The organism is Tunturibacter psychrotolerans (assembly GCF_040359615.1).
Lineage (GTDB): Bacteria > Acidobacteriota > Terriglobia > Terriglobales > Acidobacteriaceae > Edaphobacter > Edaphobacter psychrotolerans.
Window position 1 is genome coordinate 4,421,029 of the sequence record NZ_CP132942.1, and the last position, 24,751, is coordinate 4,445,779.

The following is a 24,751-nucleotide window of genomic DNA, read 5'->3' on the forward strand; positions in this document are numbered from 1 at the left end:
CGTTAGCCCTTTCCCCAAACCGGTTTCCTCTTCTCAAGAAATGCGGCCACACCTTCGCAAAAGTCATGAGTCTCCCGTGCTTCAGCGTTGGCCGCCAGCGCTTCCGCGATCGCCGTATCCAGCCACGCCTTGTTCTGCGTCCTCAGCAGCCGTTTTGTGGCCGCCAATGCTGCAGGGCTGTTCGCCTTCAACAGCGCCACCAACTCCAGCGTTCGCGCCGCCAGCTGCTCCGGCGGCACAACTTCGTTCACAAGCCCCAGGCGCTCAGCCTCTTCGCTTGTAAAGAGTCGCCCAGTCAGCAACAGATCGCGCGCCGCCTTTTCCCCGATTTGCAGCACGAGAAACGCCGAGACAACTGCAGGCACGAACCCGATCTTTACCTCTGTATACCCAAACTTGGCCCCCGGCACCGCCAGCGTAAAGTCGCACATAGTCGCCAGCCCTGTCCCGCCCGCAACTGCGGCTCCGTGGACCGCCGCAATCGTGGGCTTCGGGAGTTCGTAGAGCGTTCGAAACAGCTTTGCAATTCGTTCAGCATCCGCGGTAAATTCCGCAGCGGACTTATCATTCATCCCCTGCAGCGAGCTCAAATCCAACCCAGCACAAAACGCCTCTCCCGCGCCGGCAAACACAACCACGCTACAGTCGCTAGCAGCAGCCTCTTCCATCGCGACAATCAACTCCTGCTGCATCTCAGGGGTCATCGCATTGCGCCGCTCCGGACGATTCAGAGTAATCATCCGGACTTGGTCCACGTCCGTAACCAAAATTGTTACATAATCCACAAACCCTCCAGACCCAGGCTTTAAGAATCGTTTTTTTACTGCACCCTCTCCCCGTACTTCCGAGAGATCTCTCCGCTGGCGGCAAGCAACCCATCGAGTGGCCTCAGTGGCTCCAGCTCCGCACCTAAACCCTTCAACTCAGCCAGCAATATTTCCGTCGCAACATTCCCCACCAGCGCATCTTGTGCAAAAGGACATCCACCCAAACCGCCAATCGCCGCATCGAATCGCCGGCAGCCCGCTTCATACGCCGCACGAATCTTCGCAGCGGCCTGGTCCGGTCTCGCATGCAGGTGCGCTCCAATCTCGACCCCATCATGCACAGCCAGAACATCGGCAATGACATCACTCACCTGCTTTGGTGTCGCAAGCCCCACCGTATCCGACAGCGAGATCTGCGTCACCCCGTTATCCGCCAGTAGGTCGCACGCCGCGACAACCTCATCAATGTCCCACGCTTCGCCATAAGGATTTCCGAACGCCATCGAGATATAAGCCACAACATCCAACCCCGCCTTGTACGCCAATGTACCAACCTTCTCCAACTCCTCCAGCGATTCCTCCGGCGTCTGGTTCTGATTCCGTTGCAAAAATGTCGGCGACACCGAATAAGGAAACCCCAGCGTCTGCAAGCTCCCCGTCTTCACAGCGCGCTCCGCCCCCTTCGCATTCACGACGATGCCAATAATCTCCACATCATCCGGCGGGTCCAGATACTCCAGCACCAACTCCGAGTCCGCCATCTGCGGCACCGCCGACCGCGAAACAAAGCTCACCGCATCGATATGCTTAAACCCTGCCGCAATCAATACCCGCAGGTAGTCCGCCTTCACTTCCGGCGGCATATTCTTCGGTAAACCCTGCCACGCATCCCGCGGGCATTCAATAATCTTCACCGCATTCGTTGCCACTCTCAACTCCTGAACCGATATATCCACTGGCATTAGTTTTGCGTCGTTATTCTAAGGGAAGCGGAGAGCCCGTATTACGTTTGCAAGACTCCAGGATTAAACCTCGGCACCTCGGCATTCAGACTAGCCGCCTCTAGCGCCGTTATCAGCACCTCCCTGGTCTTCACCGGATCAATAATCGCATCGATCCAAAGCCTTGCCGCCCCATACCTCGGATCGGCCTGCGCATCGTATGAAGACTTGATCTCGTCATACAAGGCCTTCTTGTCCGCCTCCGTCAGCACCTTTCCCCCTCTCTCAACCTGCTTCGCCCTGACCTCAGCAAGAGTGGTAGCCGCCGAAGCCCCACTCATCACCGCATATCGCGCCGTGGGCCATGCAAACAAAAAGCGCGGATCATAAGCCTTTCCGCACATCGCGTAGTGCCCAGCCCCAAAACTCCCCCCAATAATGACCGTAATCTTTGGCACCACGGATGTAGACACGGCCGAGACCATCTTTGCCCCCGCACGAATAATCCCACTCCACTCCGCGTCCTTCCCCACCATAAACCCGTTCACATCATGCAAAAAAATCAGCGGAATCAAACTCTGGTTGCAATCCATAATGAACCGCGCCGCTTTCTGTGCACTCTCCGTATAGATCACCCCGCCAAACTCCGTCCGCTTCTCCCCAGCCTGAGGTCCCACAGCCACCGTCTGCGACTGATGTATCTTCTGGTTCGCCACAATTCCCACTGCGCGACCGCCAATCCGTGCATACCCACACAACACCGTTCGCCCAAACTCCGCCTTGTATTCATCGAACTCACTGCGATCCACAATCCGCGCGATCACCTCCCGCATATCGTAGACATTGCTGGCAGCCTTCGCAGGATCGGGATCGATCAATCCATACAGATCCCCCACGGCATACTTGGGCGCATCCTTCGCAGAATCGTAATCGACAACGCTGAACGGCGCCTTCGCGGGCAAGCCAATCTTTCCCACCAAAGAACGCAACCGCGCAAGGCATAGATGATCGTTCGGCTCTTTAAAATCCACCGTACCCGAAATTTCCGCATGCATCGATGCCCCGCCCAGTTCCTCCGCCTCAGTCTTCTGCCCGATCGCCGCCTGCACCAACGAAGGGCCCGCCAAAAATAATCCGCTACCCTCCGTCATCAGGACTGTGTCCGTCATGACCGGCAGATACGCGCCCCCGGCGACACACATCCCCATGATCGCGGTAATCTGCGGCACCCCCAGCGAGCTCATCACCGCGTTGTTACGAAACACCCTGCCAAAATCGTCCGTATCCGGAAACACATCCTCCTGCAGCGGCAGAAATACACCCGCCGAGTCCACCAGATACAGCGTCGGAATCCGGTTCTCCAGTGCAATCGTCTGCGCCCGCAGCACCTTCTTCGCCGTCATCGGAAAGAACGCCCCTGCCTTTACCGTCGCATCATTCGCCACGATCATGCATAGCCGCCCATTCACTCTGCCCAGGCCCGTCACCACCCCTGCTGCCGGGGCACCACCATACTCGCCATACATCCCATGAGCCGCCCAAAGCCCCAACTCCAGAAACGAGCTGCCCTCATCCAACAGCAACACCAATCGCTCCCGCACAGTCAGCCGCCCTTTGGCCTTCTGAGCCTCAGCAGCTTTCGCTCCGCCGCCCAGCCGAATCTCATCTTCTTCCACCCGCAACGCTGCCATCAGCACCTGTAGCGCCGCCCGATTCGCACCAAACCGAAGCGCCTTCACATCCAACTTCGACACCAACGCACTCTCCAACTTCAATTCCTCCGCCATCTGCCAAGTCACAAAACTTGTCTGCATAGCATCTTAGTCACACATTACGTTCACCGTCTCGCCCGAACCCGTGTAGGCTATCTTCGAACTGAATCCTGACCTTTCCATGGAGAGACGGAATGACCATCCTGACCCGACTCGCATCTCTGATCCTGATCTCCAGCTCATTCGTCTCGACTGTCTATGGCGCAGCGCAAACCACCCCGACCGACCTGGACAAATCCATCGATCTCTCGGTCGGAAGTCACGTCAAGGTCGAACGTCTCCTCACCGACCTTCAGGCATCCGTTGCGAAGCACAATACTGCCGCCGTCGCTGCCCTCGTTCACTACCCCATCAAGGTCAACCCCGGCAAACACCCCATCACCATTAAAACCCCCAAGGCTTTCATCAAAGACTACGACCGCATCATCACCAACGACATCTCCGACGTAATCCTAAAGCAGAAATACGAAGCTCTCTTCGTCAACTCTCAGGGCGTCATGCTGGGTGACGGCGAAGTTTGGATCACTGGATTCTGCCTCGACAAAAATTGCAAAAACTCCGACATAAAAATCGGCACCATCCAGGACACGAAAAACCTCAAACCATAGCGGCACCTGCTAAAAGAGAAATATGCCCATCACACTAGGCCCTCAAGATGCACTCCTGGTCATCGACGTCCAGAACGATTTCATGCCTGGCGGCGCATTACCCATCAAAGACGGCGACTCCGTAGTTCCCCTCATCAATACCCTCGCAAAAAAGTTCGACCACGTCGTCCTCACTCAGGACTGGCACCCACCCGAACACATCTCCTTCGCCACCACCCACGACCAGCGGCCCTACGAGACCGTCAAAGTCGCCTACGGCTCTCAGACTCTCTGGCCCGAACACGTCCTGCAACACACCGAGGGCGCAGCCTTCCACCCGGCTCTCCACATCCCCCACGCCGAGGTCATCCTCCGCAAAGGCTTCCGCCGCCATATCGACAGCTATTCCGCGTTCCTTGAAAACGACCACACCACGCCAACAGGCCTCGCCGGCTATCTTCGCGAACGCAACCTCTCCCGCTTGTTCCTCTGCGGCTTGGCCTACGACTTCTGCGTTCGCTACTCTGCCCTTGATGGCATAGCTCACGGCTTCGAAATCATCGTGGTCGAAGACGCCACTCGCCCCGTCGATTTACCCGGCTCTATCAGCGGCACGAACGCAGCCTTTGCACAAGCGAATATCCCGCGCATCCAATCCACAGAGCTGCTGGGTTGCTAGCTAGCTGGCTTGATCCCTTGAAGCCCCAACTCCTCCGCCCGCGCCTGCATCGCCCTCAGGCAATTTCCCAGGTGCTCGTCCACACTTAGCCCCAACAACTCTGCCCCATCTATGATGTCCTCTCGCAACACCGCCCGCGCGAACGCCTTGTCCTTCATCTTTTTCTTCACTCCCCCAACTTCGACGTCATGAATCGACTTTGAGGGCTTCACCAGCGCACAGGCCGTCAGAAAGCCCGCAAGCTCGTCGCAGGCAAACAAGGCCCTATCGAGATGCGACTCCCGTGGCGTTCCTGAGTAATCCGCATGCGCCAGAATCGCATGCAGCACATCCTCCGGCCATCCCAACTCACGCAAATGGTTCACGCCAATAAACGGATGCTCCCCCAATGTCGGATGCCGTTCATAATCCATATCGTGCAGCAGTCCGGCACTTGCATATCTTTCTACAAACGCGGACGCGTTCTCACCCTCTAACCCTAGCCGCGAGGCTTCCATCACACCGTAAGCCTCGGTACATATCGATACCGCCAGTCCGTGTTTCCGCAGGCTGTCTCCCTTGGTCCATTCTTCCAGTAACGCCACCGCGTGCGCCCTTCTAAAGCCATCGCTCATTCGGAAACTCCCCTTTCCAATCTAACGCCAAACCCCTATCTGCTCCGAGACGAGCAGGCAAGTTACCACTTTGGTTCCTTTCTGGTTTTTTTAGGGTTTTGTGGATTTGTCTGCGGTTTTTTTGTTGACTCACCCGAGTCCCAGTGTCAATCTAGGCACATCATATGTTCCGTTATCGGACATGTGCTGGGTCCTTGCTCTGGGTCCCTTCGCAACAACAAAACTTATGGCAACCATGATGGCACCTGTCGAACAGCGTGAGGTACTGCGTTGCGACCACTGTAGTTTGGTGCAGTTTCGAACAGCCAATGCGCTGTGCCGCCGCTGCCACAAATGTTTAGAGGTCGAAGAGCCCGAACCGGCTCCGGCACCATTGGCGCTGGTTCCCCCACCCACAACTCAGGATGGCGGCCTGCAAGTTGCCCACGCTGTTCGCGATCTGCGCCACGTGCGCAATCTCTCTCAGCGCCAGCTCGCAGCCCGTATGGGAGTTCCCCGCACCTATATCTCCAAGATCGAAAATGGCAAGGCGATGCCGACCCTATCTTCTCTGGATCGCCTCGCACGGGCTCTCCAGGTCGACATCTCCGCTCTGTTGCGCGACTCCAACACTCGCCATCGCGACGAGACCGCGGTCCTCATGACTGACCCCTTCCTCGCTGAGATTGCGATGTACACTTCGCAACTCGACGATCTTCAACGTTCCATCTTCCTCAACCATGTTCGCGAGTTAGCTGCCGGCCGTCGCCGCACAGCCTAACTTCGGTTAGCTCGTAACAACCTCCAGGGAGAGCACCACTGACATGGTGATGCTCTCCTCTCCGCTAAATCTTCTTTTCAGTCGGTCTGTGACGGGCCAGCGTAGACGCCACTTTTGCTCACGCGTCGGCCAGTAAAGATTGACCGCCACAAACAGGCAATCTTGCAGCCGTTCCATTCCATGTGCAATTCAGAAGGCCGCTAAACCCTCTGCAATCGAAAGATGCAACGGCTAGCAGCCCCAGCGAAAAAACTTCGAGTCGGGATTCACATCATCCGCTTCGCATTTATCGCTCCCCAAAACCCGGGGCGGTTGATTGCGCGCCCATCACCGGTGTGCTAGCGTCAATATCTGCGAGGTCGCTTTGCGCGCATCAACTCCTCTATCGGACTCCAGCCGCGTCCCCAACCGCAGCCATGAACTCTCTGCCGACGAGCTGAGCATCTATCGACAGCTGGATCCGGCAAAAATCCCTCAGCACGTTGCCATCATCATGGACGGCAACGGGCGCTGGGCCGGCAAACGAGCCCTCAAGCGCTTTCTAGGCCACCAAAAGGGCGCCGAATCTGTCCAGTTCGTCGTAGAAACCGCCTCCCGAATCAACCTGCCGTGGCTGACGCTCTACGCCTTCTCCCTCGAAAACAACTTGCGCCGGCCCAAATCTGAAGTCAGCTTCCTCATGAAGCTGCTCAAGAGCTACCTCGTTGGCAACGTCAAGCGCATGAACGACAACAACGTTCGCATGGCCTACATCGGTCGCACCCACGACTTGCCCCAAGAGGTGCAGGACACCATGCAGTGGGCCTCCGAATCCACCGCGAAAAACACTGGCACCACTCTTACCCTGGCTCTCAACTACGGAGCCCGTTCCGAGATCGTAGACGCCGTCCGTTCCCTCCTTACAGACCTCACCACCGAAGCCCACACCCGTGGCTGCTCGGTCGACGACCTCCTCGGTGCCGGCGCCCTCGAGTCCCTCGATGAGTCCAGCATCGCCCGCGCCCTCTACACCGCTCACATGCCCGACCCTGACCTGGTCATCCGCACCTCCGGCGAGCAGCGCATCTCGAACTTCCTCCTCTGGCAGATCGCCTACTCGGAGATCTTCGTCACTGATCGCCTCTGGCCCGACTTCAACGGGCTGCATCTCCTTGAGGCCATCAACGCCTACCAGCATCGCGAGCGGCGCTTCGGGGGTCTCGGCGAAAGCTTCACCGACGAGGACCTCAACAATCTCGAGCCCGCCGAGGAAGTCGCCGCCGAGATCAAAGACCACCTCATCCCCAAATCGGACGCCAAAGCCGAGAGCAAATCAGAAGCAAAGCCCGACGCCGTTCTCACCCGCCGTTAGAAATTTCCACCCGCGACAAGCCACTCAGAAACGGACATATTTCCGCGCCGAAATAATCCTTCGTAATCGTACAACCTTCTTGCTATCAATATATTTAGCCAATTCAAGATACAACTTCCCTTAACTTCATGGTTTCAACGAGCCAGAGGAAAAAGAAGTTAAGGAAGGAAATCATGAATACCCTGTTGCGGAAACTGCTCTGCTTTTCTCTTGCCTCGGTTCTCGTCTCCACTCAATTGACCCTTGCTCAATCAACTACCCCGACGGCCCCCGTCCCATCCCAAATCCAGCAAGCCCAAACAGTCTTCCTCACCAACTCCGGCACCGACCCCAACTTTCCAATCGACGCAACCAAAGCCTTCAACGATATCTACGCGGCGCTTCAAACCTGGGGCCGCTACAAGCTCGTCAACTCCCCAGACCAAGCCGATCTCGTCTTCAAGCTTAAAGACATCGCGCCCATTACTGAGGTGACCGGGAATCGCGGGGGCGTCTATTCCGTCGCCAGCCCGTCCTTTCAGCTCACCATCTTCGACCCCAAATCCCATATCGCCATCTGGACGATTACCTCGCCCGTAAATGTCACGGGAAAGAACCAGGTCTTAGCGCGCTGGGTCTCTATCGCGGAGACCAACCTTGTGAGCCGAGTCAAGGTCGTCGCTGGTCAGCCGCTCTCTCCAGACGAGACCGCCGACCTTACCACCGTCCCCAAATACCACACCGCCAGAACCCTCTTGATCGTCAGCGGCGTCGTTGTGGGCGCAGCCGTTGCAGGCGTCCTCATCGGGCACCACGAGACCGAAAACTCACTGGCAAATATGAAAGCCTCACAGGACTCCTTTTGCGAGGCAAACAACATTCCTCTCTCTCAGTGCGCGGGCGGCTAGTCGCCCGCAGTCCCAAGCGATACAACAGGCATATGGTCCCTCAGCGGATTTCTCAGACTCTAGAGGAGAAGACCCAAGTTCTTCGGCAGCTCTTCGGCAGACCTCTGCTTCAACGCGCGCACAAACTCGTTCAACGCTGGACGAATCATCGCAAACATCGGATCGTTCCGCTGCATCAACGCTATCTCAGAGAACAGTTTCAGTCCGATTCCAAGCGAAGCCACCGTATCGCCATCGAACGGCAGACGAGCCCGCATTCGCTCGACGATCCCCAAAAGGTCGTCATGGTTTGCAGCCTCAAAGGAAAGAGTCTGTCCTTCGACCGGCTCTCCCTTCGCTCCCGTCAGCGCCTCAACCGTGATCTTGTAACGGTAAGAGTTCATCAGGACCTCTCGATCTGTTTCGCCGCCGCATCGATGATGTCGGTGATCGCGTGAATCTGTTCTGTCGTCAGCGGACCTTTCTTCATCCGCAGCGCCATACGAAAGTTCTCGACTGCGCGTTCGATCTGGGGCGAACGATCACTCCCCTGCTCGCTGCGAGCCCGGTCCATCCTTGCGAAGATCGCCTCCACGGCCGCCTTGTTTTCCGCCAGCGACTTCGATCCCTCTTCCGTGATCGTGTAAAGCTTTCGTGCCCCGTCGGAGACCACGGTCGCATGTCCCATCTCCTCGAGCATCGTCAGCATCGGATAAACCACGCCCGGGCTCGGAGCATACATGCCGCCCAACTGTTCCTGGATCGACTTGATGATCTCGTAGCCGTGGCTTGGCTTATCCGCAATCTGCTGCAAAATCACATAGCGAAGGTCGCCAGCCCCGAAGAACCGCATCGGCCCGCCACGTCCACGGCGAAAGCCCTGCCGCCCTCCACCAAAGTCCCCGAATCCGCCCCTCTGTTGATCGTCCCTGTGTCTCTCACCACGGCCTTCTTCCCTGCCGCAGCAACCTCTGTTGTAGTGTTCAAATGGTTTTCTCATGTTGAGATAATATAAAGATATATCTTGATAAGTCAAGATATTAATTAAAGCAGTCTTTCTGGGCTTCAATATATTCTGTTCAAGACTTCATGAAACGTATTCTGACCGCCGCAGTCCTCATCCTCGCCGTCTTTGCCTTGATCTTCTTCGGCCAGCTCTGGATGATCACGCTATTTGCCGCCATCGTCGCCGAACTGGCCGCCTACGAATACCTCAAGCTGGCCGCAGTCGGCGCCGAAACTCACGGGGCAACACTTCGCATCCCCATCTGGTGGATGGCCCTCGGCACTGCCCTTGCCTTCATCGTCACCCTGCCCAACTTCCCCGTCGAAGATCAGCTCCCAGTTCTAAGCGCTCTCACCCTTGCACTCTTCGCCTGGAACGGCTTCCGCGCCCCTCTCAGCCAGGTCCTTCCCGACACCGCACAGGGACTCTTCGGCCTCATCTACATCGCCTACCCTCTCACCCTGGTTCCCCTCCTCTGGAAGCAGGAAGACGGCCCTGCCCTCGTCCTCTTTCTGATGGTCTGCGTTTGGGCGGGTGACATCGCAGCTCTTTACATCGGTCGAGCCTTTGGCAAACGCAAACTCGCACCCCGCCTAAGTCCTGGCAAAACCTGGGCAGGCTCGATTGCCTCCATCGCCGGCAGTATGATCGCCGCTGGCATCGTGATTGCCATCGCCGACACGCTTACCGCACACGGCGACACCATCCTCCACATCTCAGAACCTCTCTGGCAGTCGCTCCTCCTCGCCGCAATCCTCAACGTAGCTGCGCAGCTCGGCGACCTCCTCGAGTCCGCGATCAAGCGTGGCGCAGGCGTCAAGGACTCCGGAACCATGCTTCCCGGACACGGCGGCATCCTAGACCGCATCGACGCCCTTCTCGTCGCTGCGCCGGTCCTCTGGTACATCCTGCTCCTCAAGGACTACTTCGGCTTGGGCCGTTTCTAACCCACCAGCACCCAAATCCGCCGGAATCTGTCGCCTTCAACAACTTTGGACTCGTTGCCCTCCGGTCGACGCTTCCCGTGTTTAGGCCTTCGAATTCTCTGAATACATCTCAGCTCGCGAGGACATAGGACCAAGGTCTCATTGCCTGCGCCTCAAAGAAGTTTCAGCATGGCTACTGTGATCTAGGCTCCGTCCGCTATCTAGGCTGCATTCAAATATTGCTCAGCTCTTGATATCTTTTGAGCCTGTTTTGCCTTATGATTCTCGCCTCTCAAGCTATTTGCTTTTCATAGTTGCAAACCAGCACCTCAAACCATTCGATCCCGAAATGTTAGCGAGGCATAAAATGATCCCTCTGGAAAAGCCCCCCGCTCGTTGGAATCACTCCTCCTCCAAATCCGACCTCATCGAATCTGTGAGGTCTCGAACCTCTTTGAAATATTTAGCTCGGTTTGCAGCGATCCTACTTGGAATGGCAGCGATCCTTTGCAATCCTGCCGATACTCGAGTGCTGGCAAAGACCGGACAGGCAGCGGATGCGAAATCAGCGCCCGAAATCGATCCGGACGCCATGGACGCCCTCAACAAGATGGGGACTTATCTCCGCTCCCTCAAAGCCTTCCAGGTCGACTCGGAATCTACGAACGATGATGTTCTCGACGATGGAGAAATCATCACAGATACCAGATCGAGCACGTTGCTGGCTGTCGCTCCAAATCTTCTCCGCGCCGAGTTGAAAGGTGACGACAGAAACACCTTCCTTTTCTACGACGGAAAAAACTTTACCGTCTATGGCAAGCTCCTCAACTACTACGCCACAGTTCCGGCCCCGCCCACCACTCGTGAGCTGGTGGATAAAGTCGATAGTGAGTACGGCATCGAAATACCCCTAGTCGATCTCTTTAAATGGGGAACCGATGAGTCCGCCGTCAAGAAGATCACCTCCGCAATAGACGTCGGCCCGAGCTCTGTCCAGGGCATCACCTGCGAACACTACGCCTTTCGTCAGGAGGGCATCGACTGGCAAATCTGGATCCAGCTGGGAGACTTCCCGCTTCCAAAAAAGTTTGTCATTCGGACCCTTACCGACGATGCCAGGCCACAGCACACCTCTACACTCACCTGGAACCTGGCCCCCTCCTATAACGAAGCGGCCTTCACCTTCGACCCGCCCCTTGGTGCCGAGCGCATCCCACTCAAAGACCTCAACGCCGATACCACCAAGAATGCCCAGTAAAGGAGACCTATGAAGCGATCCAATCTTTTCCTCACTCTTTTCTTCGTGGCCACTCTGGTCTTCAGCACCCATCTTTCAGCGCAAAGGCGCGGTGGTGGTGGTGGTGGCTACCGCGGCGGGGGTGGTCATGCGACGCGCAGCACGGCTAACAGCAGCGTCAATCGAAACAATAACTACAATCGGAACAACAACACCAACGTCAATCGCAATTACAACTCCAACGTCAACGTCAATCGAAACGTCAACGTCAACGTCAATAACAGCTACCATGGCGGTGGCTATTATGGCGGAGGCGGCTACTACGGCGGAGGCTGCTGCTACCACCCGGTTGCCGTGGCTGCTGCCGTAACGGCCACGGCCGTCGTCACTGCTGCCGTCGTCGGTTCGATAGTCGACAGGCCCCCATCAGGATGCGTCACCACCATCGTCAATGGTCTCGCTTACCAACAATGCGGCAGTACTTGGTATCAACCGCAAATGGCCGGCACCACGACCACCTACGTCGTTGTCAATGCCCCGAGATGACCGGGCCTAATCTTCAACCCCCAACAGAATGATCACAATCGACGCAAGAGGGCCTCTGGTGATGAGGCCCTTTTTTCTTCCGCCTACCTTTCGAGCCACGCCGCCCAAACACGCGCCACAATGACCTCACAACATCTCCCCTCAAACTCTGCGAAAATAAAGCTTGTGAAAAAGTTAGCGATCCTAGGTTCGACCGGTTCGATCGGCCACAGCACTCTCTCTATCTGCGAATCCTTTCCCGGCCGCTATCAGGTCATCTCCCTCGCAGCCGGCAATAATATCGACGCTGCGTTCGCCCAGTGCCTCCGCTGGCGCCCAAAGGCGATCTCCCTCGCGACAGAATCATTAGCCGAGAATCTGAAATCCCGTCTCAAAGCCGAGGGCATCACCAACATCGAAGTAGTTCACGGCACATCAGGAAGCATCCACGTCGCAACCCTGGCGGAGGTCAACTTCGTAGTCTCAGCAATCGTCGGTGTAGCCGGTCTCGAAGCCACCTACGCCGCAGTCTGTGCTGGCAAAACCATCGGGCTCGCCAACAAAGAGTGCCTCGTCGCCGCTGGCGAGCTCATCATCGCAGCCGCCAAACAACACAACGTCGCTCTCCTCCCCATCGATTCGGAGCATAACGCCGTCCACCAGTGCATGCGCGGCGGCACAGCAGCTGAGGTCAGACAAATCTGGCTTACCGCCTCAGGTGGTCCGTTCCGCAACACTCCAATCGCAGAATTCGAGCGCATCACTCCCCAGCAAGCCCTCAAGCACCCCACGTGGGTCATGGGCCAGCGCATCACCATCGACTCCGCCACGATGATGAATAAGGGCTTCGAGGTCATCGAGGCTTGCCGGCTCTTCAACCTGCCTGCAAAACAGGTGCGAACCACCATCCACCCTCAATCCACGGTTCACTCCCTGGTTGAGTTCGTTGACGGCAGCATCCTCGCCCAGATCTCGGTCACTGACATGCGCCTTCCGATCCTCTACGCCCTCGCCTACCCAGAGCGTGTCGCCGTAACCGAGAAAGAATCCCTTACCTTCGACCTCACGACACTCTCCCAATTGGACTTCTCTCAGCCCGATTTAACCCGTTTCCCCTGCCTACGTCTAGCTTATGAAGCAGCCGAAACTGGCGGCAACGCCTGCATCGCCCTCAACGCTGCAGACGAGATCGCCGTAGCCGCCTTCCTCGAAGGACGTATCCCCTTCCTCGGCATCCCGCGTACAATAGAAGATGTGCTGCAGCTAACTTCAGGCCAATCCCCGGCGTCTATCCTCGATGTGCTTGATGCAGATCTTGCCGCGCGTGACTGTGCGCGCGAAGTGATTGCCCGCCAATTCACCGGCGCCCGACGGTAGCAAAACTCGAAATACAGCAATGAGGTCCTGACTCTCTCCATGTCGACAATCATCCAGCTTGCCATAGTCCTTGGCATCATGGTCCTGGTCCACGAATTCGGTCACTTCGCCGTCGCAAAGCTCTGCGGCATCCGCGTTGAAGTGTTCTCCATCGGCTTCGGCAAACGCCTCTTCGGCTTCCGCCGCGGCGACACCGAGTACCAGATCGCCGCTGTCCCTCTCGGCGGTTACGTCAAAATGGCTGGCGAGATGGGCTTTTCTGGAAACGAACTCAGCCCCGGCAGCGTCGCGCCCACCGATCCGGGCGACTTCAACGCCCACCCCCGATGGCAGCGCATCCTCGTAGCTCTCGCAGGCCCCATCGCCAACTTCATCCTCGCACTCGGCCTCATGACTGGCGTCTCTATGCTTCACAACGAGGTGCAGGAGTTTATCGACGGGCCCGCGCACACGGATTACGTTACGCCGAACACTCCCGCCGCCCGTACCGGCATTCACAGCGGCGACACGATCGTCCACTATGACACCATCGAGAATCCCACCTGGGATCAGGTCGGCATACGCTCGCTGCTGAATCTTAACCAGACCGTTCCCTTCTCTTTCATTCACGACGGACAACGTACGGACACCAAACTCTTCGTCGAAAACAAAGGCGCTCCCGACGACTTCTCACTCGACAACCTGGGCATCATTCCGCAGATGCAGACCACTCCGGTCCAGGTCGACTCTCTTGAACCCAGTATGCCTGCAGCCCGCGCCGGTCTCAAGCCGCACGACAAAATCGTGAGCATTGACGGCCTTCAGCTGCACTCCGTTCCTGCTCTCTTGTCCTACCTTCAGGATCAGGCAGGCAAGCCCGCGTCCCTCGTAATTCAGCGCACAGCAGCTGACGGCACAGCGCAGACTCTTCCGATTCAGGTCACTCCCGAACTCGCAGAAACGCCCGGTGGGCCTAAGGAAAAGGACTATCGGCTTGGTTTTGTTGCGGTGCAACCGCCAGTCAAAGTGGAGCGTTTGCCCTTTGATAAGGCCGTGGTTGCGTCTTGGCAGTTCAACAAGAAGGGATCTTTGCTGATCGTTGAGGTGCTCAAGCGGCTTTTCACGCGACAGGTTTCGGTCAAGAGCTTGCAGAGTCCGATTGGGATTGGTCAGCAGATTCATCAGGCGGCGCAGATGCCGGGATGGATGCCGTTGATTGGGTTGATGAGCTATATCTCGTTGAATCTGGGGATCTTCAATCTTCTGCCGATTCCAATTCTTGATGGTGGCATGATCCTGTTTTTGTTGATTGAAACCATCATGCGGCGGGATGTGAACCAGCAGATCAAGGAGCGGGTTTATCAGGTTGCGTTCGTCTGTTTGTTGGCGTTCTTTGCGTTTGTTATCTTCAACGACCTGACTAAGCTCAATCTCTTCACGAAGCTCAAACCTTAAAAACATTTCAGAAAAAAATAAGACCACGGGGCGAGCTAATTTGCTCCGGGGTTTTGTTGTTTTTGCTGGTGTTTTTGAGGGGTGTCTTAGAAAAAGTGCGTTTTCGGTGTGGTGTTTTGATGGTGAGAACGTGGTGAAATGTGTGGTAAACGTGGTGCGGAAACCGTCACTTTTCCGGCCACGAAAAATGCGCCACCGTTCTCAACTATTTTTTCTGTCACCACTGGAAGCTGCTCTTAGCTCCGCTACGATCTCCCCCACTGCCTTTCGCGCTTCGTCTTCTCTGTCGGGGGGAAAGCTGATCGCGCCTACGCGAGCGTGGCCGCCGCCGCCGTAGCGCTCGCAGATCGCAGCGAGGTTCACGAGGTCAGACGGCATCAGCTTCGTCCAGGGGTTCGTTCCGACAGACACCTTCGTCCGAAAGCTCGACTTGCTGAGGCCCACGTTGTAGGTCGCGTCCGGGTGCAGATAGTACGGGATGAACTTGTTGTAGCCCTCGGTCGGCTGATCCGTAATGTCGAAGGTGATCACTCCCTGATCCACTGTCGATCGCTGCTTGATCAGCTCGAGTGCCGCCCAATGCCGGTCCATCAGGGGACCGAGGAGTTCCTGCACGAAGCCCTGGTCCAGGACACGCTGCAGACTCATCTCGGTCAGGATCGGAATCAGTCTTTGCACCAGCGTATTGTCCGAAGAGCTTTCAATCACCATCGTCAACTTCATCGCCGGCTCGGCCATCTCGACAGCGGCCTTCGCGCTCTCGTAGCGCGCGCCATCGACGATGTCTGCCCACTTGATCAACTCCAGCACTGGTGCAGTATCGAAGCCGAAGTTGACCTGCGCGATATCTGCGATCAGGCTCGTGCACGAGATGTAGTTCGGGTTGAAAAACTTTCGCATGCGCTCAGACCCATCAGCCTGTCCTGCCTCAAATTGCTTCTGGTCCTCGGGCGTCAGGAACGCGCTCTGATGATGGTCGAACCACCATGTAACCTTTGGCGAAGCTGAGTATTTGAAGTCCACGATTGCGTTTTCGCCGCTGGTGAACTCCGCTTCGTCAAATAGCGCTCCGGCCCGGTGCACCAGCCCGTGGTAGGAGTACGAGTCCGCCGTCTTCACGCGCTCCCGGTGAAACCGCGTAAAAAGCGAAGCCGAACAAGCTCCATCGAAGCACTTGTCGTGATAAAAGATCTTACAGTCCAAATCGTCCATCTCCCGCGCTCAACACCTTTCTCGAAGGTGTGAAGAGTCCAGCATAGCGCACCCCGCCTCCTGGCGATTTCTGCGACTTACGGAACTTACTGCTGGCCGGTGTCGTATACCGACCTTATCAAGAGGATTCCATTTGCAGACCCAAACGACAGATCTACTTCCAGACCCGTCACTCTCTCCGACCGATCAATTGCCCCCTGAGCGTCCCTCGACGCTGCACAACGTTTTCTTTGGCGACGAAGGACTACGGGCGGGCTGGAGCATTCTCATCTTCGTTGCGCTCATGGCAGTGTCTTTTTGGGGTGTGAACGCCCTGGGTCCGCTCCTGCATCTTGTACCCGTACGGAGCGCCACCCAATCATCTGTCACTCTCAGGTTCGCTTTCCTCGCTGAATCGCTCCCTCTCGCGGCAACCCTCCTCGTCACCTGGATTATGTCGAAGATCGAGCGACGTCCGAACTCTGTCTACGGCCTCGGTGGCAGACGCAAGCTTTCCCACTTCCTCGCTGGTCTCGCCTGGGGAGTTGCTTGCCTCTCCCTTCTCTGCCTCATCCTCTGGAAGACCGGCCTCTTCGTAAGCAATGGCCGGCTCTTGTTTGGTTTCGATGCGCTCCGCTATGGCACACTTTGGTTCCTTGGCTTCCTTCTGGTCGGATTTTTCGAGGAGTACCTCAATCGTGGCTACCTACTCTTCACAATCAGCCGTGGGCTTTCCGGCATCTACCAGTGGATCTTCAAGACGCGCCACAGCAAGGCGCTTGGCTTTTGGACGGCCGCGATCCTCATCGCCCTCTTCTTTGGCCTCAGCCACGGCAAGAACCCGAACGAGTCTCCTATCGGCCTACTTGCCGCCACCCTCGTCAGCCTCGTCTTCTGTCTTAGTCTCTGGCGTACCGGGTCGCTCTGGTGGGCCATCGGCTTTCACGCGTCATGGGACTGGGCTCAATCTTTCCTCTACGGCGCGTCCGACAGCGGAATCATGATCGAGCAACATCTCCTTGCCACGCACCCCTTCGGCAAGCCCTTGATGAGCGGCGGGGCCACAGGTCCCGAAGGAAGCATCTTCGTTCTGCTCGTCCTGGTCCTTGTTAGTCTCATCATTATCTTCACCTTGCCGCGCACCAACTCGGGCTACGCCTCAAAGCTGCCCTCGCCCCCTATCGAGGCATGAAGATAAGGCCCGGGTGAACAAGTTCACCGCGTATACAGTCCAGACCAAGAGGAAACTCCTTTGCAGACTCACACCGACGATCGATCCGACGACACTACGCTCCCATCGACTGCCCTGCCTCCAAGTGCGCCTCCCTCGCCGCTGCGCAACATCTTCTTCGGCGACGAAGGACTTCGCGCGGGCTGGAGCATCCTGCTCTTCGCCGCTCTCTTCGGGGCGTTCATGGTGGTCGCGCACCTGATCGCGGTGAAGATTCATCCTCCTACGCACAACGCGTCGTCGCAGAACACCATGCCGTTTCATTTCATGTTTCTGAACGAAGCCATTCCGTTGATTGGAGTTTGCCTTGTCACATGGATCATGTCGAAGGTGGAGCGTCGCCCGATCGGGGTCTACGGACTTGGAGGCTTGAGCAAGGTCCGTCACTTTATCGCGGGATTGGCCTGGGGAATTATCTGCCTGTCGCCATTCATCTTCATACTCTGGAAGGCCGGCTTTCTCGTGTTTGACCAGCGCCTCCTCTTCGGTACTGACATTTTTCGCTACGGCGCACAGTGGCTCTTGATGTTCTTCGTTGTTGGCTTGTTAGAGGAGTACTTCACACGCGGTTATCTTCAGTACACGCTGACTCGCGGCCTCGCGGGTATTTTTCAGTGGGCATTCAAAACACCTCACAGCAAAGCTCTGGGCTTCTGGACTTCGGCAATCATATTTTCGGCGCTCTTCGGATTCGCCCACGGCAGCAACCCCGGCGAGTCTCCTATTGGTCTGCTAACCGCGGCCATCGCTTCCATGATGTTCTGCCTGGTTCTGTGGCGCACTGGCTCTCTGTGGTGGGCCATCGGTTTCCACACCACGTGGGACTGGGGACAATCCTTCCTCTACGGTGTCGCCGATAGCGGCATCATGGTGCAACACCATCTCCTCGCCACGCATCCCGTCGGCAAGCCGTTGCTGAGTGGAGGCACGACCGGCCCGGAAGGCAGCATCGTGATCCTGCCGATCATTATCCTGATCGTGCTGGTCATTATCTTTACCCTGCCCCGCACGCACGCAGGTTATACGCGCCTGCTTGAGCGTCCCATCGAGTCCTGAGACGTCAGGTATTAAAAGATCGAACTAGACGATCGGCGTTCCCTGATACCGCGTCTCCGCGAGGTCCAGCTCCCGCTCCATCGTTCGGAGCACATCGTCTCCGATACGCCCACTGTCGCGCAGAGAGATGAGGGTGCGCCGTTCGGTCTGTAGCGCGTCTTCCAGAATGCTCCGCGAGCGCGTGATGGATTCGGTGTCGATGGTTTCGAGATCTCCATCTTCGCCTCCTCCGACGGCTGCGAGCTTGTGCCTGTAGCGATGAATCAGATCATCGTAAAGGTGCTCGTCGCCATGTCTATCATGCTTGCGGGCTTCTTCGAGATGGTGAACGGCCGCGCGCAGTACGATTCGTCTTGCCTCTATTTCCTCGGGATCCATTCCTGCGCTGCCTGCGAGGCCCAGCAGACGGATCAGTGCGGGCAGCGTGAGGCCCTGCAGCACCAGGGTGACGAGGATTACGCAGAATGCAAGAAACACGATAAGGTTTCTCGTCTCGGATCTGCCATCTCCGATTATCTCGGGAACTGAGATTGCGGCTGCGAGCGCGATTACACCGCGCATCCCTGTCCAGCCTACGACAAAGACTTCGCGTGGCTGAAGCGCCTCTTCCTTATGTTTCATCCAACGCCGGTCGATATACGCCGCAATCTTGAAGACGGGAATGACCCAGATGATTCGCAACACGATTAGGACGACGCTGAAGACTGCGCCATAAAAGATCAGGGTTCCCTTGCTGAACTTGCCGTGAATTCCGGCCAGCACGTAGGGCAGCTGCAAGCCGATCAATACAAAAACCAGGCCGTTCAGCATGAAGGTCAACGCATCCCAAGCCGCATTTACCTGCAGGCGCACTGCGGGCGAAAAGAACTGTGTGCTCTTGCGGCTCATATAGATTCCACTCGCCACTACCGCTAGAACTCCAGATGCTTTCGCATGTTCTCCTGCGAGGTAAGCTGCGTACGGAACGACAAGACTCACCACCAGTTCGACGGGGCCGTCGTCAATGAACTTTTCGAGCCAGCCGATGACAATTCCGATCAGCAGACCGATCAAAATTCCTCCGAAGACCAGATAGAGCAGCCTCAAAAAGCCGCCACCGAGCGTTGGAGTGTGTCCGCCTTGAATGATTCCAATTCCTATCTCGAGCGCGAGCAGACCGGTCGCATCGTTGAGGAGACTCTCTCCTTCGAGGATGTCGACGATCCGCCTGGGAAGGCCAATCGACTTTGCGATCGAGGTCGCAGCGATCGCATCGGTTGTCGCCACCACGGCACCGAGCAGAAAGCCAGCCTTCCAGTCGAGCGCTGTGATGAAGTGATCGGAGAAGAACGCTACTCCCCATACCGTAAATCCGACCAGTCCGAATGCGAGCAGACCGATCACGATTGCGTTGCGGCGAAACTCCCGCCAAGACATCGCCCACGCAGACGCGTACAGCAGCGGCGGAAGAAAGACGACGAAGACGACGTCGGGGTCGAGCGGCACGCGCGGCATCCGCGGCAGGAAGCTGATAATAAGCCCCGCCAGCACGAGCACGATGGGGTACGGCACCTTGATCCGCTGCGCCATCGCAGCAAACCCCGCGACCAGAACCAGCAGCAAAAGGATGACCGTCTCGACAGCATGCAGACTGGATCCAGCTTCCATAACACCTCCGTTTCGGTCCGGCACAGCGGTTCGAGCTACATTACACACAGTGTCTCTAAAAATGATGCTAAGTGAACCAAATTAATTGACGTGCGTGGCGGCCGTTCCAGTTGCGCGCCAATCGCCGCTCACCATTTACACTTCGATCAGGCCATGAATCCGTACGAATCGATCGCCGCTGCCTCCCCGGAAGAAGCCCGGACCGCCCTGCAGGTTCGACGCAGACGGATCTTTTATCGGCTTGTCGTTATTTTCACCGCGCTTCTTGTTCTTTGCGTTACAGTTGGGTTCTTTTACGGGCGTCACTGGACACGGCAGGCGTTGCACGATGCTCTGCCCCAACTTGATGGCTCGATTTCGCTGTCCGGCCTCTCCGCTCCGGTTACGGTCGAGCGCGACGCACATGGGGTTCCCCACCTTCGGGCAAGTTCGCTCGACGACCTCGTGATGGCCCAGGGCTACGTGACCGCGCAGGACCGTCTGTGGCAGATGGACGCCTTGCGTCGCCATGCGGCTGGCAACCTTGCAGAGATTCTCGGGGCAACGTTGATTCCACACGATCGCGCGCAACGCACCCTGCAGATCAGGGCCGCTGCAGACCGTGCACTTACAACCCTTTCGCCTGACCAGCTGCATCTGCTTGAGCGCTATGCCGCCGGTGTCAACGCGTCCATTGCCACGCAGAGTGCTCATCTGCCCCTCGAGTTTCGGCTGCTGCGATACGAACCGACGCCATGGACTCCTCGGGACTCGCTTCTCATTGGCCTGGTGATGTTTCAGGACCTGACCAACAGCTTTCCGACGCAGCTGAATCGAGAAGCGCTGACTGCGCTTCTGCCTTCTCACCTTGTTGGTGACCTCTACCCTGTGGACTCATGGCGCGATCATCCGCCGGCTCAACCTACCGTCGACCTGACCGCGCCGCAGCAGGACATTCCTGATGTTCCGCTGGATGAATCGCAGACGAAGCTTCGCAGGCCGTCGCTTCCGACCGCGAATATTGATGATCTGCTCGCGCTGCAGCAGACGCTCAAAAATCCGGTCTGCGAAGGCTGCTTTGCGGGCTCGAACGACTGGGTTGTCTCGGGCGCCCACACGGTCACCGGCAAGCCGCTGCTGTCGAACGACATGCACCTCGCGCACAATGTGCCCGGCATCTGGTATCAGGCTGACCTTGAGGCACCCACAGCAAATGGGGAACTTCACGTTGCGGGCGTCTCTCTTCCGGGGGTGCCGTTTATCATCGTCGGCCACAACGCCCATGTTGCCTGGGGCTTTACCAACCTCGGCGCCGAGGTGCAGGACGTTTCCGTTGAACATATACGCGGCAGCGGCACCACAATGGAGTATCAATCTGCCGACAGCGCGTGGCACCCTGTGATTCATCAGCAGGAGGTGATCCATGTCAAAGGCGCGAAGGATATTTTGCTCGATGTACCTGCAACGCAACACGGTGGCATGACGACTCCAATCGTCTCAGGTATGTTTCCGAGCGAGAAGCGCAGCCTCTCTCTTCACTGGACGATCTACGATCCTGCGAACATCACGCCATCCTTCCTGGCCGTCAACTCAGCGACTGATGGCGCCAGCCTTGTCTCGGCCTTCTCGACGTTCGGCGGTCCTGCACAGAATGTCGTCTATGCCGACGATCAGGGCCACATCGGCTACCACGCCGTCGGAAAGGTTCCGATTCGCGGCAACATCGCCACGCCGAGCCCTATCAGCCCGGTTCCCAGCGACGCGCTCGATGCTACGCAGGAGTGGGTCGGGACAATCCCATACGACCTGCTTCCGCGAGCGAGCGACCCGCCCAACGGCATCCTCGCCACCGCCAACTCACGCGTGACCGGTGACGACTACCCGTACCCCATCACGCTCAACTGGGCCGCGCCCTACCGCAACGAGCGCATCTGGAAGGTTCTCACCGCACGCGCCCTCGAGACGAAAGATAAGCTCACAGCGGAAGACATGCTCGCGCTCCAGACCGACATCTACTCCGACGTCGATCACGTCATCGCGCAGCGCCTTGCCTACGCCATCGATCACGCCACCAGACCCGAGTTCACCACCGACAAGAACGCGGCAAAGCGACTCCATCAGGCAGCCGACCTGCTCCGCGACTGGAACGGCACCGTCGACGCAGACGCCGCAGCTCCAGCCATCGTTGTCGCGACTCGCGCCGCGCTGTGGCCACTGCTGCTCGACCCACAGCTCAAGTCTCAGCCCGAGATCAAGTCGGATCTCCAGCCCGTAGCCCATCGCACCGGAGCGGCTCTTTACAGTTGGGGCAACAAAGCCTATGCGGAAGAGTGGCTCATCATGCACACGCCCAGCCGTTGGCTGCCTCCCGCCTACCCCACCTGGGACGATCTCCTCACAGCCGCCGTCTCAAAGGCTCTCGTCGACAACCATGCTCCAATCGACCTCGCCAAGTGGCAGTACGGTCAGTTCCGACCCATCGACATCGAGCACCCCATCTATAGTCAGTCTCCCATTCTTCAGCGCATCCTCGGCGTGCCGACCAGCCCCGGCCTGCAACCTCAAAGTGGCGATGACGTCACGGTCAAGCAGGTAGGCCGCAGCTTCGGTCCCTCCGAGCGCTTCACCGCCGACCTCTCCGATCTCGACCACAGCACCCTGAACCTTGTGCTCGGCGAATCTTCCAATCCTCTGAGCGCGTGGTTCATGGACCAGTGGCCTGCCTGGTATCACGGCACTACTTTTCCGCTACCCTTTAGCAATGCCGCGGTCGATGCCGCCACCACCCACACCCTAACTCTCACTCCCAGATAGCGCTCCCTCGCGGCCGAACGGAATCGGAATACCATGCTGCAGGCGAAGATGTCCCGGCAGAGTCAGCTTCTTCAGCTTTCGTTCGAGGACATCCACCTCCGCCACTGCAATCTTCCCGGTCCACTCACACTCTCCAAGCTCAATCGACACAATCTCTCCCTTCTTCAACCCGAGCACCAGCCCCCGGATCGTCGTCACCAGGCCAACGTCGAAGGCGATCTCGTGAACGGTCTTGCCTCCCAGCCGCACATCCACGTGCGGGTGCAGGGTGGAGTGGATCGAGTGGTCCGCGAGAACAGAGACGATCTCCGTCTCCGGGCTCCCACGGCTCCGCCGCACGTCTTCCATGAACTTTGAATAGTGCTTCCATCCGTTCGCCAGCAACGCCAGCACACTCACGTGCATTGTCTCCTCGAGCGAATCGGTTACACCCTCCTGAATGCTGCTCCACGAGATCACCTTCGGGACTTTTTTGCGCAGCTCGGTCAGCTCCTCTGCGCCAAGTCCCGCCTTCAGATCGGTCTCCACCTCTCCGCCTTTGACCAGCGAAAACAGATCCCCCAGGCTTAAATCCTCAGTCAGAACTGCCGAGTCCTTCTTTGTGCTCTCCTCTTCAGGCTTGGTCATCGCTTGCTCCTATCCGGACCTTCGCTTCGTTTTTAAAAACGTGATGCGTTCTTCCGCAGGCCCCATGTCAGGGACAAAGCTCAACGACAGATGCGGCTGCGGGCCAACGACAGTCACCTTCGGCACATCCCACCGACAGCCTGTCGTGACGTTCAGCAGCATGTGTAAGATCCAAAATCCCACCCCAGCCATCGAAGCCAGCGACACAGTAACCAGGGCCTTCTTCCTCACCGCGGGTCGAACCGACGATGGCGGCTGGTTCGTAATGGTTGACCGAACCGGCTTAACATCATGCTGCGCCCGCGTGTGCCGATTCGTTGCAACCTTTCCTTCATCCCGATTCTGCTGAGGCCCTGGTTGGTCCGACTTTGGCGGATCCTGATGCGGCGGCGTTGTTGTCGGGCTTTCAGAGGGCGCCTTCGCTTGCGATCCATTCGGCGCCGGGTCTGCGATGCTTGGCGGAGGCGTCTGGTCTGGTACGCTCGGCGAATACGAGACGGCAGGTCCCGGCTGTAGGTTGCGATTCGCCGGAAGTACCTGCTGCGACGGAAACGACGGCAATGTTATCGGTCGCGGCCAGCGTGGCGGCCGGTACACCTTCGGCGAAGGCTGCGGCTTCTGATTCGTATTCGGATTCGGCTTCGGTGTCGGCTTCTGGTTCGGATTCGGATTCGGATTCGGGTTCGGGTTCGGGTTCGGGTTCGGGTTCGGATTCTGCTTCTGGTTTGGATTCGGATTCGGATTCGGATTTTGCGTATTCGGCGTTGTCGGTTGCTTCGGTGGGCCTACTCCGTTCCAAGGCTTCCCACCATTTGTTGGCTTCAGTTCCTCCATCAAGAGCGGTGTCGATGTCTGGTTCTGAGTAGATGTCTGGTTCTGCGTCAGTGTCTGGTTCTGTGAATTCGCCTTCAACGTACCGGCCGTTGATGGTTGCGCCTGGGCATCCGATCCCCGCGATACAGCGAGCGAATTCATGCCGTGAAGATTCGATTCAAATAGCTGGTTCGACTGGGGTGGCGGGGTTGGTGGAACCCCGGAAGTCTGCGCTGTTACAACACCCGAGGGATGCGGTTGTGCCGCCCCTGCTAACGGCAACTTTGCAGCGCTTGACGGTGGTGTTTGCATCGACCCGCCCGGGTGCTGGCCACTGTTGCTCGTTTGTCCCTTTGGTGCAGAAGCGCCTGGCGCCGGACGGTGTCCCATTGATTGGGGCTGCGCCGCCCTGGCATTCGAACCTGCCCCACGATTTGACCCGTTCTGCGCCTCTATCACCGGCCCAGCGCTCACCCCAGCGCATACCAGACTGAGAACACCGATCCATCCAAGGCGCTTCGTCATGGAATTCCCCAGGCAACCGCAGGTCT

General features: G+C 57.6%; 24 protein-coding genes. 13 read left to right on the forward strand and 11 right to left on the reverse strand.

From position 1 onward, the window contains the following. Positions 1 to 2 precede the first annotated feature (2 nt). From RBB77_RS18650 to RBB77_RS18660, 3 genes are all read right to left on the reverse strand, one after another. Positions 3 to 785, reverse strand: coding sequence for an enoyl-CoA hydratase/isomerase family protein (locus tag RBB77_RS18650; protein WP_353063230.1), 783 nt, complete (start codon positions 783 to 785; stop codon positions 3 to 5). 35 nt (positions 786 to 820) lie between these two features. Further along, complete coding sequence (locus RBB77_RS18655) at positions 821 to 1,696, reverse strand: hydroxymethylglutaryl-CoA lyase (protein WP_353063231.1); 876 nt, start codon at positions 1,694 to 1,696, stop codon at positions 821 to 823. Positions 1,697 to 1,770: 74 nt separating this feature from the next. After that, entirely contained in the window at positions 1,771 to 3,522 is a 1,752-nt protein-coding gene (locus RBB77_RS18660) for an acyl-CoA carboxylase subunit beta (protein ID WP_353063232.1), read from the reverse strand. Between the two features lie 92 nt (positions 3,523 to 3,614). Between RBB77_RS18660 and RBB77_RS18665 the strand changes: the two genes are divergently transcribed. Both RBB77_RS18665 and pncA read left to right on the forward strand, forming a co-directional pair. Then, complete coding sequence (locus RBB77_RS18665; protein ID WP_353063233.1) at positions 3,615 to 4,088, forward strand: hypothetical protein; 474 nt, start codon at positions 3,615 to 3,617, stop codon at positions 4,086 to 4,088. A gap of 22 nt (positions 4,089 to 4,110) precedes the next feature. Beyond that, on the forward strand, positions 4,111 to 4,746 hold the full coding sequence (gene pncA, locus RBB77_RS18670; protein ID WP_353063234.1) for a bifunctional nicotinamidase/pyrazinamidase: 636 nt from the start codon (positions 4,111 to 4,113) through the stop codon (positions 4,744 to 4,746). On the opposite strand, the gene RBB77_RS18675 is transcribed toward pncA, so the two are convergent. Beyond that, positions 4,743 to 5,360, reverse strand: a complete 618-nt coding sequence (locus tag RBB77_RS18675) for an HD domain-containing protein (protein ID WP_353063235.1) — start codon at positions 5,358 to 5,360, stop codon at positions 4,743 to 4,745. The two genes, pncA and RBB77_RS18675, sit on opposite strands and share 4 nt — an antisense overlap. A gap of 226 nt (positions 5,361 to 5,586) precedes the next feature. Between RBB77_RS18675 and RBB77_RS18680 the strand changes: the two genes are divergently transcribed. The 3 genes from RBB77_RS18680 (at position 5,587) to RBB77_RS18690 (ending at position 8,358) form a co-directional block, all read left to right on the forward strand. Then, positions 5,587 to 6,120 (forward strand): helix-turn-helix domain-containing protein, encoded by a 534-nt coding sequence (locus RBB77_RS18680; protein WP_353063236.1) that lies wholly within the window; start codon positions 5,587 to 5,589, stop codon positions 6,118 to 6,120. A gap of 364 nt (positions 6,121 to 6,484) precedes the next feature. Further along, positions 6,485 to 7,471 carry an isoprenyl transferase gene (locus RBB77_RS18685; RefSeq protein WP_353063237.1) on the forward strand — a complete coding sequence of 329 codons (987 nt, stop codon included), beginning with the start codon at positions 6,485 to 6,487 and terminating at the stop codon, positions 7,469 to 7,471. Positions 7,472 to 7,644: 173 nt separating this feature from the next. Next, positions 7,645 to 8,358 carry a hypothetical protein gene (locus RBB77_RS18690; RefSeq protein WP_353063238.1) on the forward strand — a complete coding sequence of 238 codons (714 nt, stop codon included), beginning with the start codon at positions 7,645 to 7,647 and terminating at the stop codon, positions 8,356 to 8,358. 59 nt (positions 8,359 to 8,417) lie between these two features. Here the strand turns inward: RBB77_RS18690 and RBB77_RS18695 are convergent, their stop codons facing one another. The 3 genes from RBB77_RS18695 to RBB77_RS18705 are packed head-to-tail and all read right to left on the reverse strand — an operon-like array spanning position 8,418 to position 9,324. Then, the gene (locus tag RBB77_RS18695; protein ID WP_353063239.1) at positions 8,418 to 8,741 is read right to left on the reverse strand and encodes a DUF3861 domain-containing protein; all 324 of its coding nucleotides are present in this window, start codon (positions 8,739 to 8,741) and stop codon (positions 8,418 to 8,420) included. Continuing rightward, entirely contained in the window at positions 8,741 to 9,190 is a 450-nt protein-coding gene (locus RBB77_RS18700; protein WP_353063240.1) for a PadR family transcriptional regulator, read from the reverse strand. Before RBB77_RS18700 ends, RBB77_RS18695 begins: the two co-directional genes overlap by 1 nt. After that, positions 9,154 to 9,324 (reverse strand): hypothetical protein, encoded by a 171-nt coding sequence (locus RBB77_RS18705; RefSeq protein WP_353063241.1) that lies wholly within the window; start codon positions 9,322 to 9,324, stop codon positions 9,154 to 9,156. Before RBB77_RS18705 ends, RBB77_RS18700 begins: the two co-directional genes overlap by 37 nt. A 102-nt stretch (positions 9,325 to 9,426) precedes the next feature. Here RBB77_RS18705 and RBB77_RS18710 point away from each other — a divergent pair, with 102 nt between their 5' ends. From RBB77_RS18710 to rseP, 5 genes are all read left to right on the forward strand, one after another. Further along, positions 9,427 to 10,290, forward strand: coding sequence for a phosphatidate cytidylyltransferase (locus RBB77_RS18710; protein ID WP_353063243.1), 864 nt, complete (start codon positions 9,427 to 9,429; stop codon positions 10,288 to 10,290). A 472-nt stretch (positions 10,291 to 10,762) separates the two neighbouring features. Beyond that, a complete protein-coding gene (locus RBB77_RS18715; RefSeq protein ID WP_353063244.1) occupies positions 10,763 to 11,527 on the forward strand; it encodes a DUF2092 domain-containing protein in 765 nt (254 codons plus the stop codon). 9 nt (positions 11,528 to 11,536) lie between these two features. Then, the gene (locus RBB77_RS18720) at positions 11,537 to 12,052 is read left to right on the forward strand and encodes a hypothetical protein (RefSeq protein ID WP_353063245.1); all 516 of its coding nucleotides are present in this window, start codon (positions 11,537 to 11,539) and stop codon (positions 12,050 to 12,052) included. A gap of 165 nt (positions 12,053 to 12,217) precedes the next feature. Beyond that, the gene (locus RBB77_RS18725; RefSeq protein WP_353063246.1) at positions 12,218 to 13,408 is read left to right on the forward strand and encodes a 1-deoxy-D-xylulose-5-phosphate reductoisomerase; all 1,191 of its coding nucleotides are present in this window, start codon (positions 12,218 to 12,220) and stop codon (positions 13,406 to 13,408) included. 39 nt (positions 13,409 to 13,447) lie between these two features. Continuing rightward, positions 13,448 to 14,842 (forward strand): RIP metalloprotease RseP, encoded by a 1,395-nt coding sequence (rseP, locus tag RBB77_RS18730; RefSeq protein ID WP_353063247.1) that lies wholly within the window; start codon positions 13,448 to 13,450, stop codon positions 14,840 to 14,842. A gap of 201 nt (positions 14,843 to 15,043) precedes the next feature. Here rseP and RBB77_RS18735 read toward each other — a convergent pair whose 3' ends face one another. Then, positions 15,044 to 16,054: a DHH family phosphoesterase gene (locus RBB77_RS18735; protein WP_434557077.1), complete on the reverse strand. Its 1,011-nt coding sequence runs from the start codon at positions 16,052 to 16,054 to the stop codon at positions 15,044 to 15,046. 133 nt (positions 16,055 to 16,187) lie between these two features. Between RBB77_RS18735 and RBB77_RS18740 the strand changes: the two genes are divergently transcribed. Next, the gene (locus RBB77_RS18740) at positions 16,188 to 17,225 is read left to right on the forward strand and encodes a CPBP family glutamic-type intramembrane protease (protein WP_353063249.1); all 1,038 of its coding nucleotides are present in this window, start codon (positions 16,188 to 16,190) and stop codon (positions 17,223 to 17,225) included. Positions 17,226 to 17,285: 60 nt separating this feature from the next. Then, positions 17,286 to 18,320 carry a CPBP family intramembrane glutamic endopeptidase gene (locus tag RBB77_RS18745; protein ID WP_353063250.1) on the forward strand — a complete coding sequence of 345 codons (1,035 nt, stop codon included), beginning with the start codon at positions 17,286 to 17,288 and terminating at the stop codon, positions 18,318 to 18,320. Positions 18,321 to 18,344: 24 nt separating this feature from the next. Here RBB77_RS18745 and RBB77_RS18750 read toward each other — a convergent pair whose 3' ends face one another. Beyond that, positions 18,345 to 19,967 carry a Na+/H+ antiporter gene (locus RBB77_RS18750; RefSeq protein ID WP_353063251.1) on the reverse strand — a complete coding sequence of 541 codons (1,623 nt, stop codon included), beginning with the start codon at positions 19,965 to 19,967 and terminating at the stop codon, positions 18,345 to 18,347. A gap of 153 nt (positions 19,968 to 20,120) precedes the next feature. Here RBB77_RS18750 and RBB77_RS18755 point away from each other — a divergent pair, with 153 nt between their 5' ends. Beyond that, positions 20,121 to 22,760, forward strand: coding sequence for a penicillin acylase family protein (locus RBB77_RS18755; RefSeq protein WP_353063252.1), 2,640 nt, complete (start codon positions 20,121 to 20,123; stop codon positions 22,758 to 22,760). Here RBB77_RS18755 and RBB77_RS18760 read toward each other — a convergent pair. Together RBB77_RS18760 and RBB77_RS18765 are read right to left on the reverse strand one after the other, a co-directional pair. Beyond that, entirely contained in the window at positions 22,740 to 23,387 is a 648-nt protein-coding gene (locus tag RBB77_RS18760) for a hypothetical protein (RefSeq protein ID WP_353063253.1), read from the reverse strand. The genes RBB77_RS18755 and RBB77_RS18760 overlap by 21 nt on opposite strands. Before the next feature lie 9 nt (positions 23,388 to 23,396). Beyond that, complete coding sequence (locus RBB77_RS18765; RefSeq protein WP_353063254.1) at positions 23,397 to 24,725, reverse strand: hypothetical protein; 1,329 nt, start codon at positions 24,723 to 24,725, stop codon at positions 23,397 to 23,399. Positions 24,726 to 24,751: the final 26 nt, after the last annotated feature.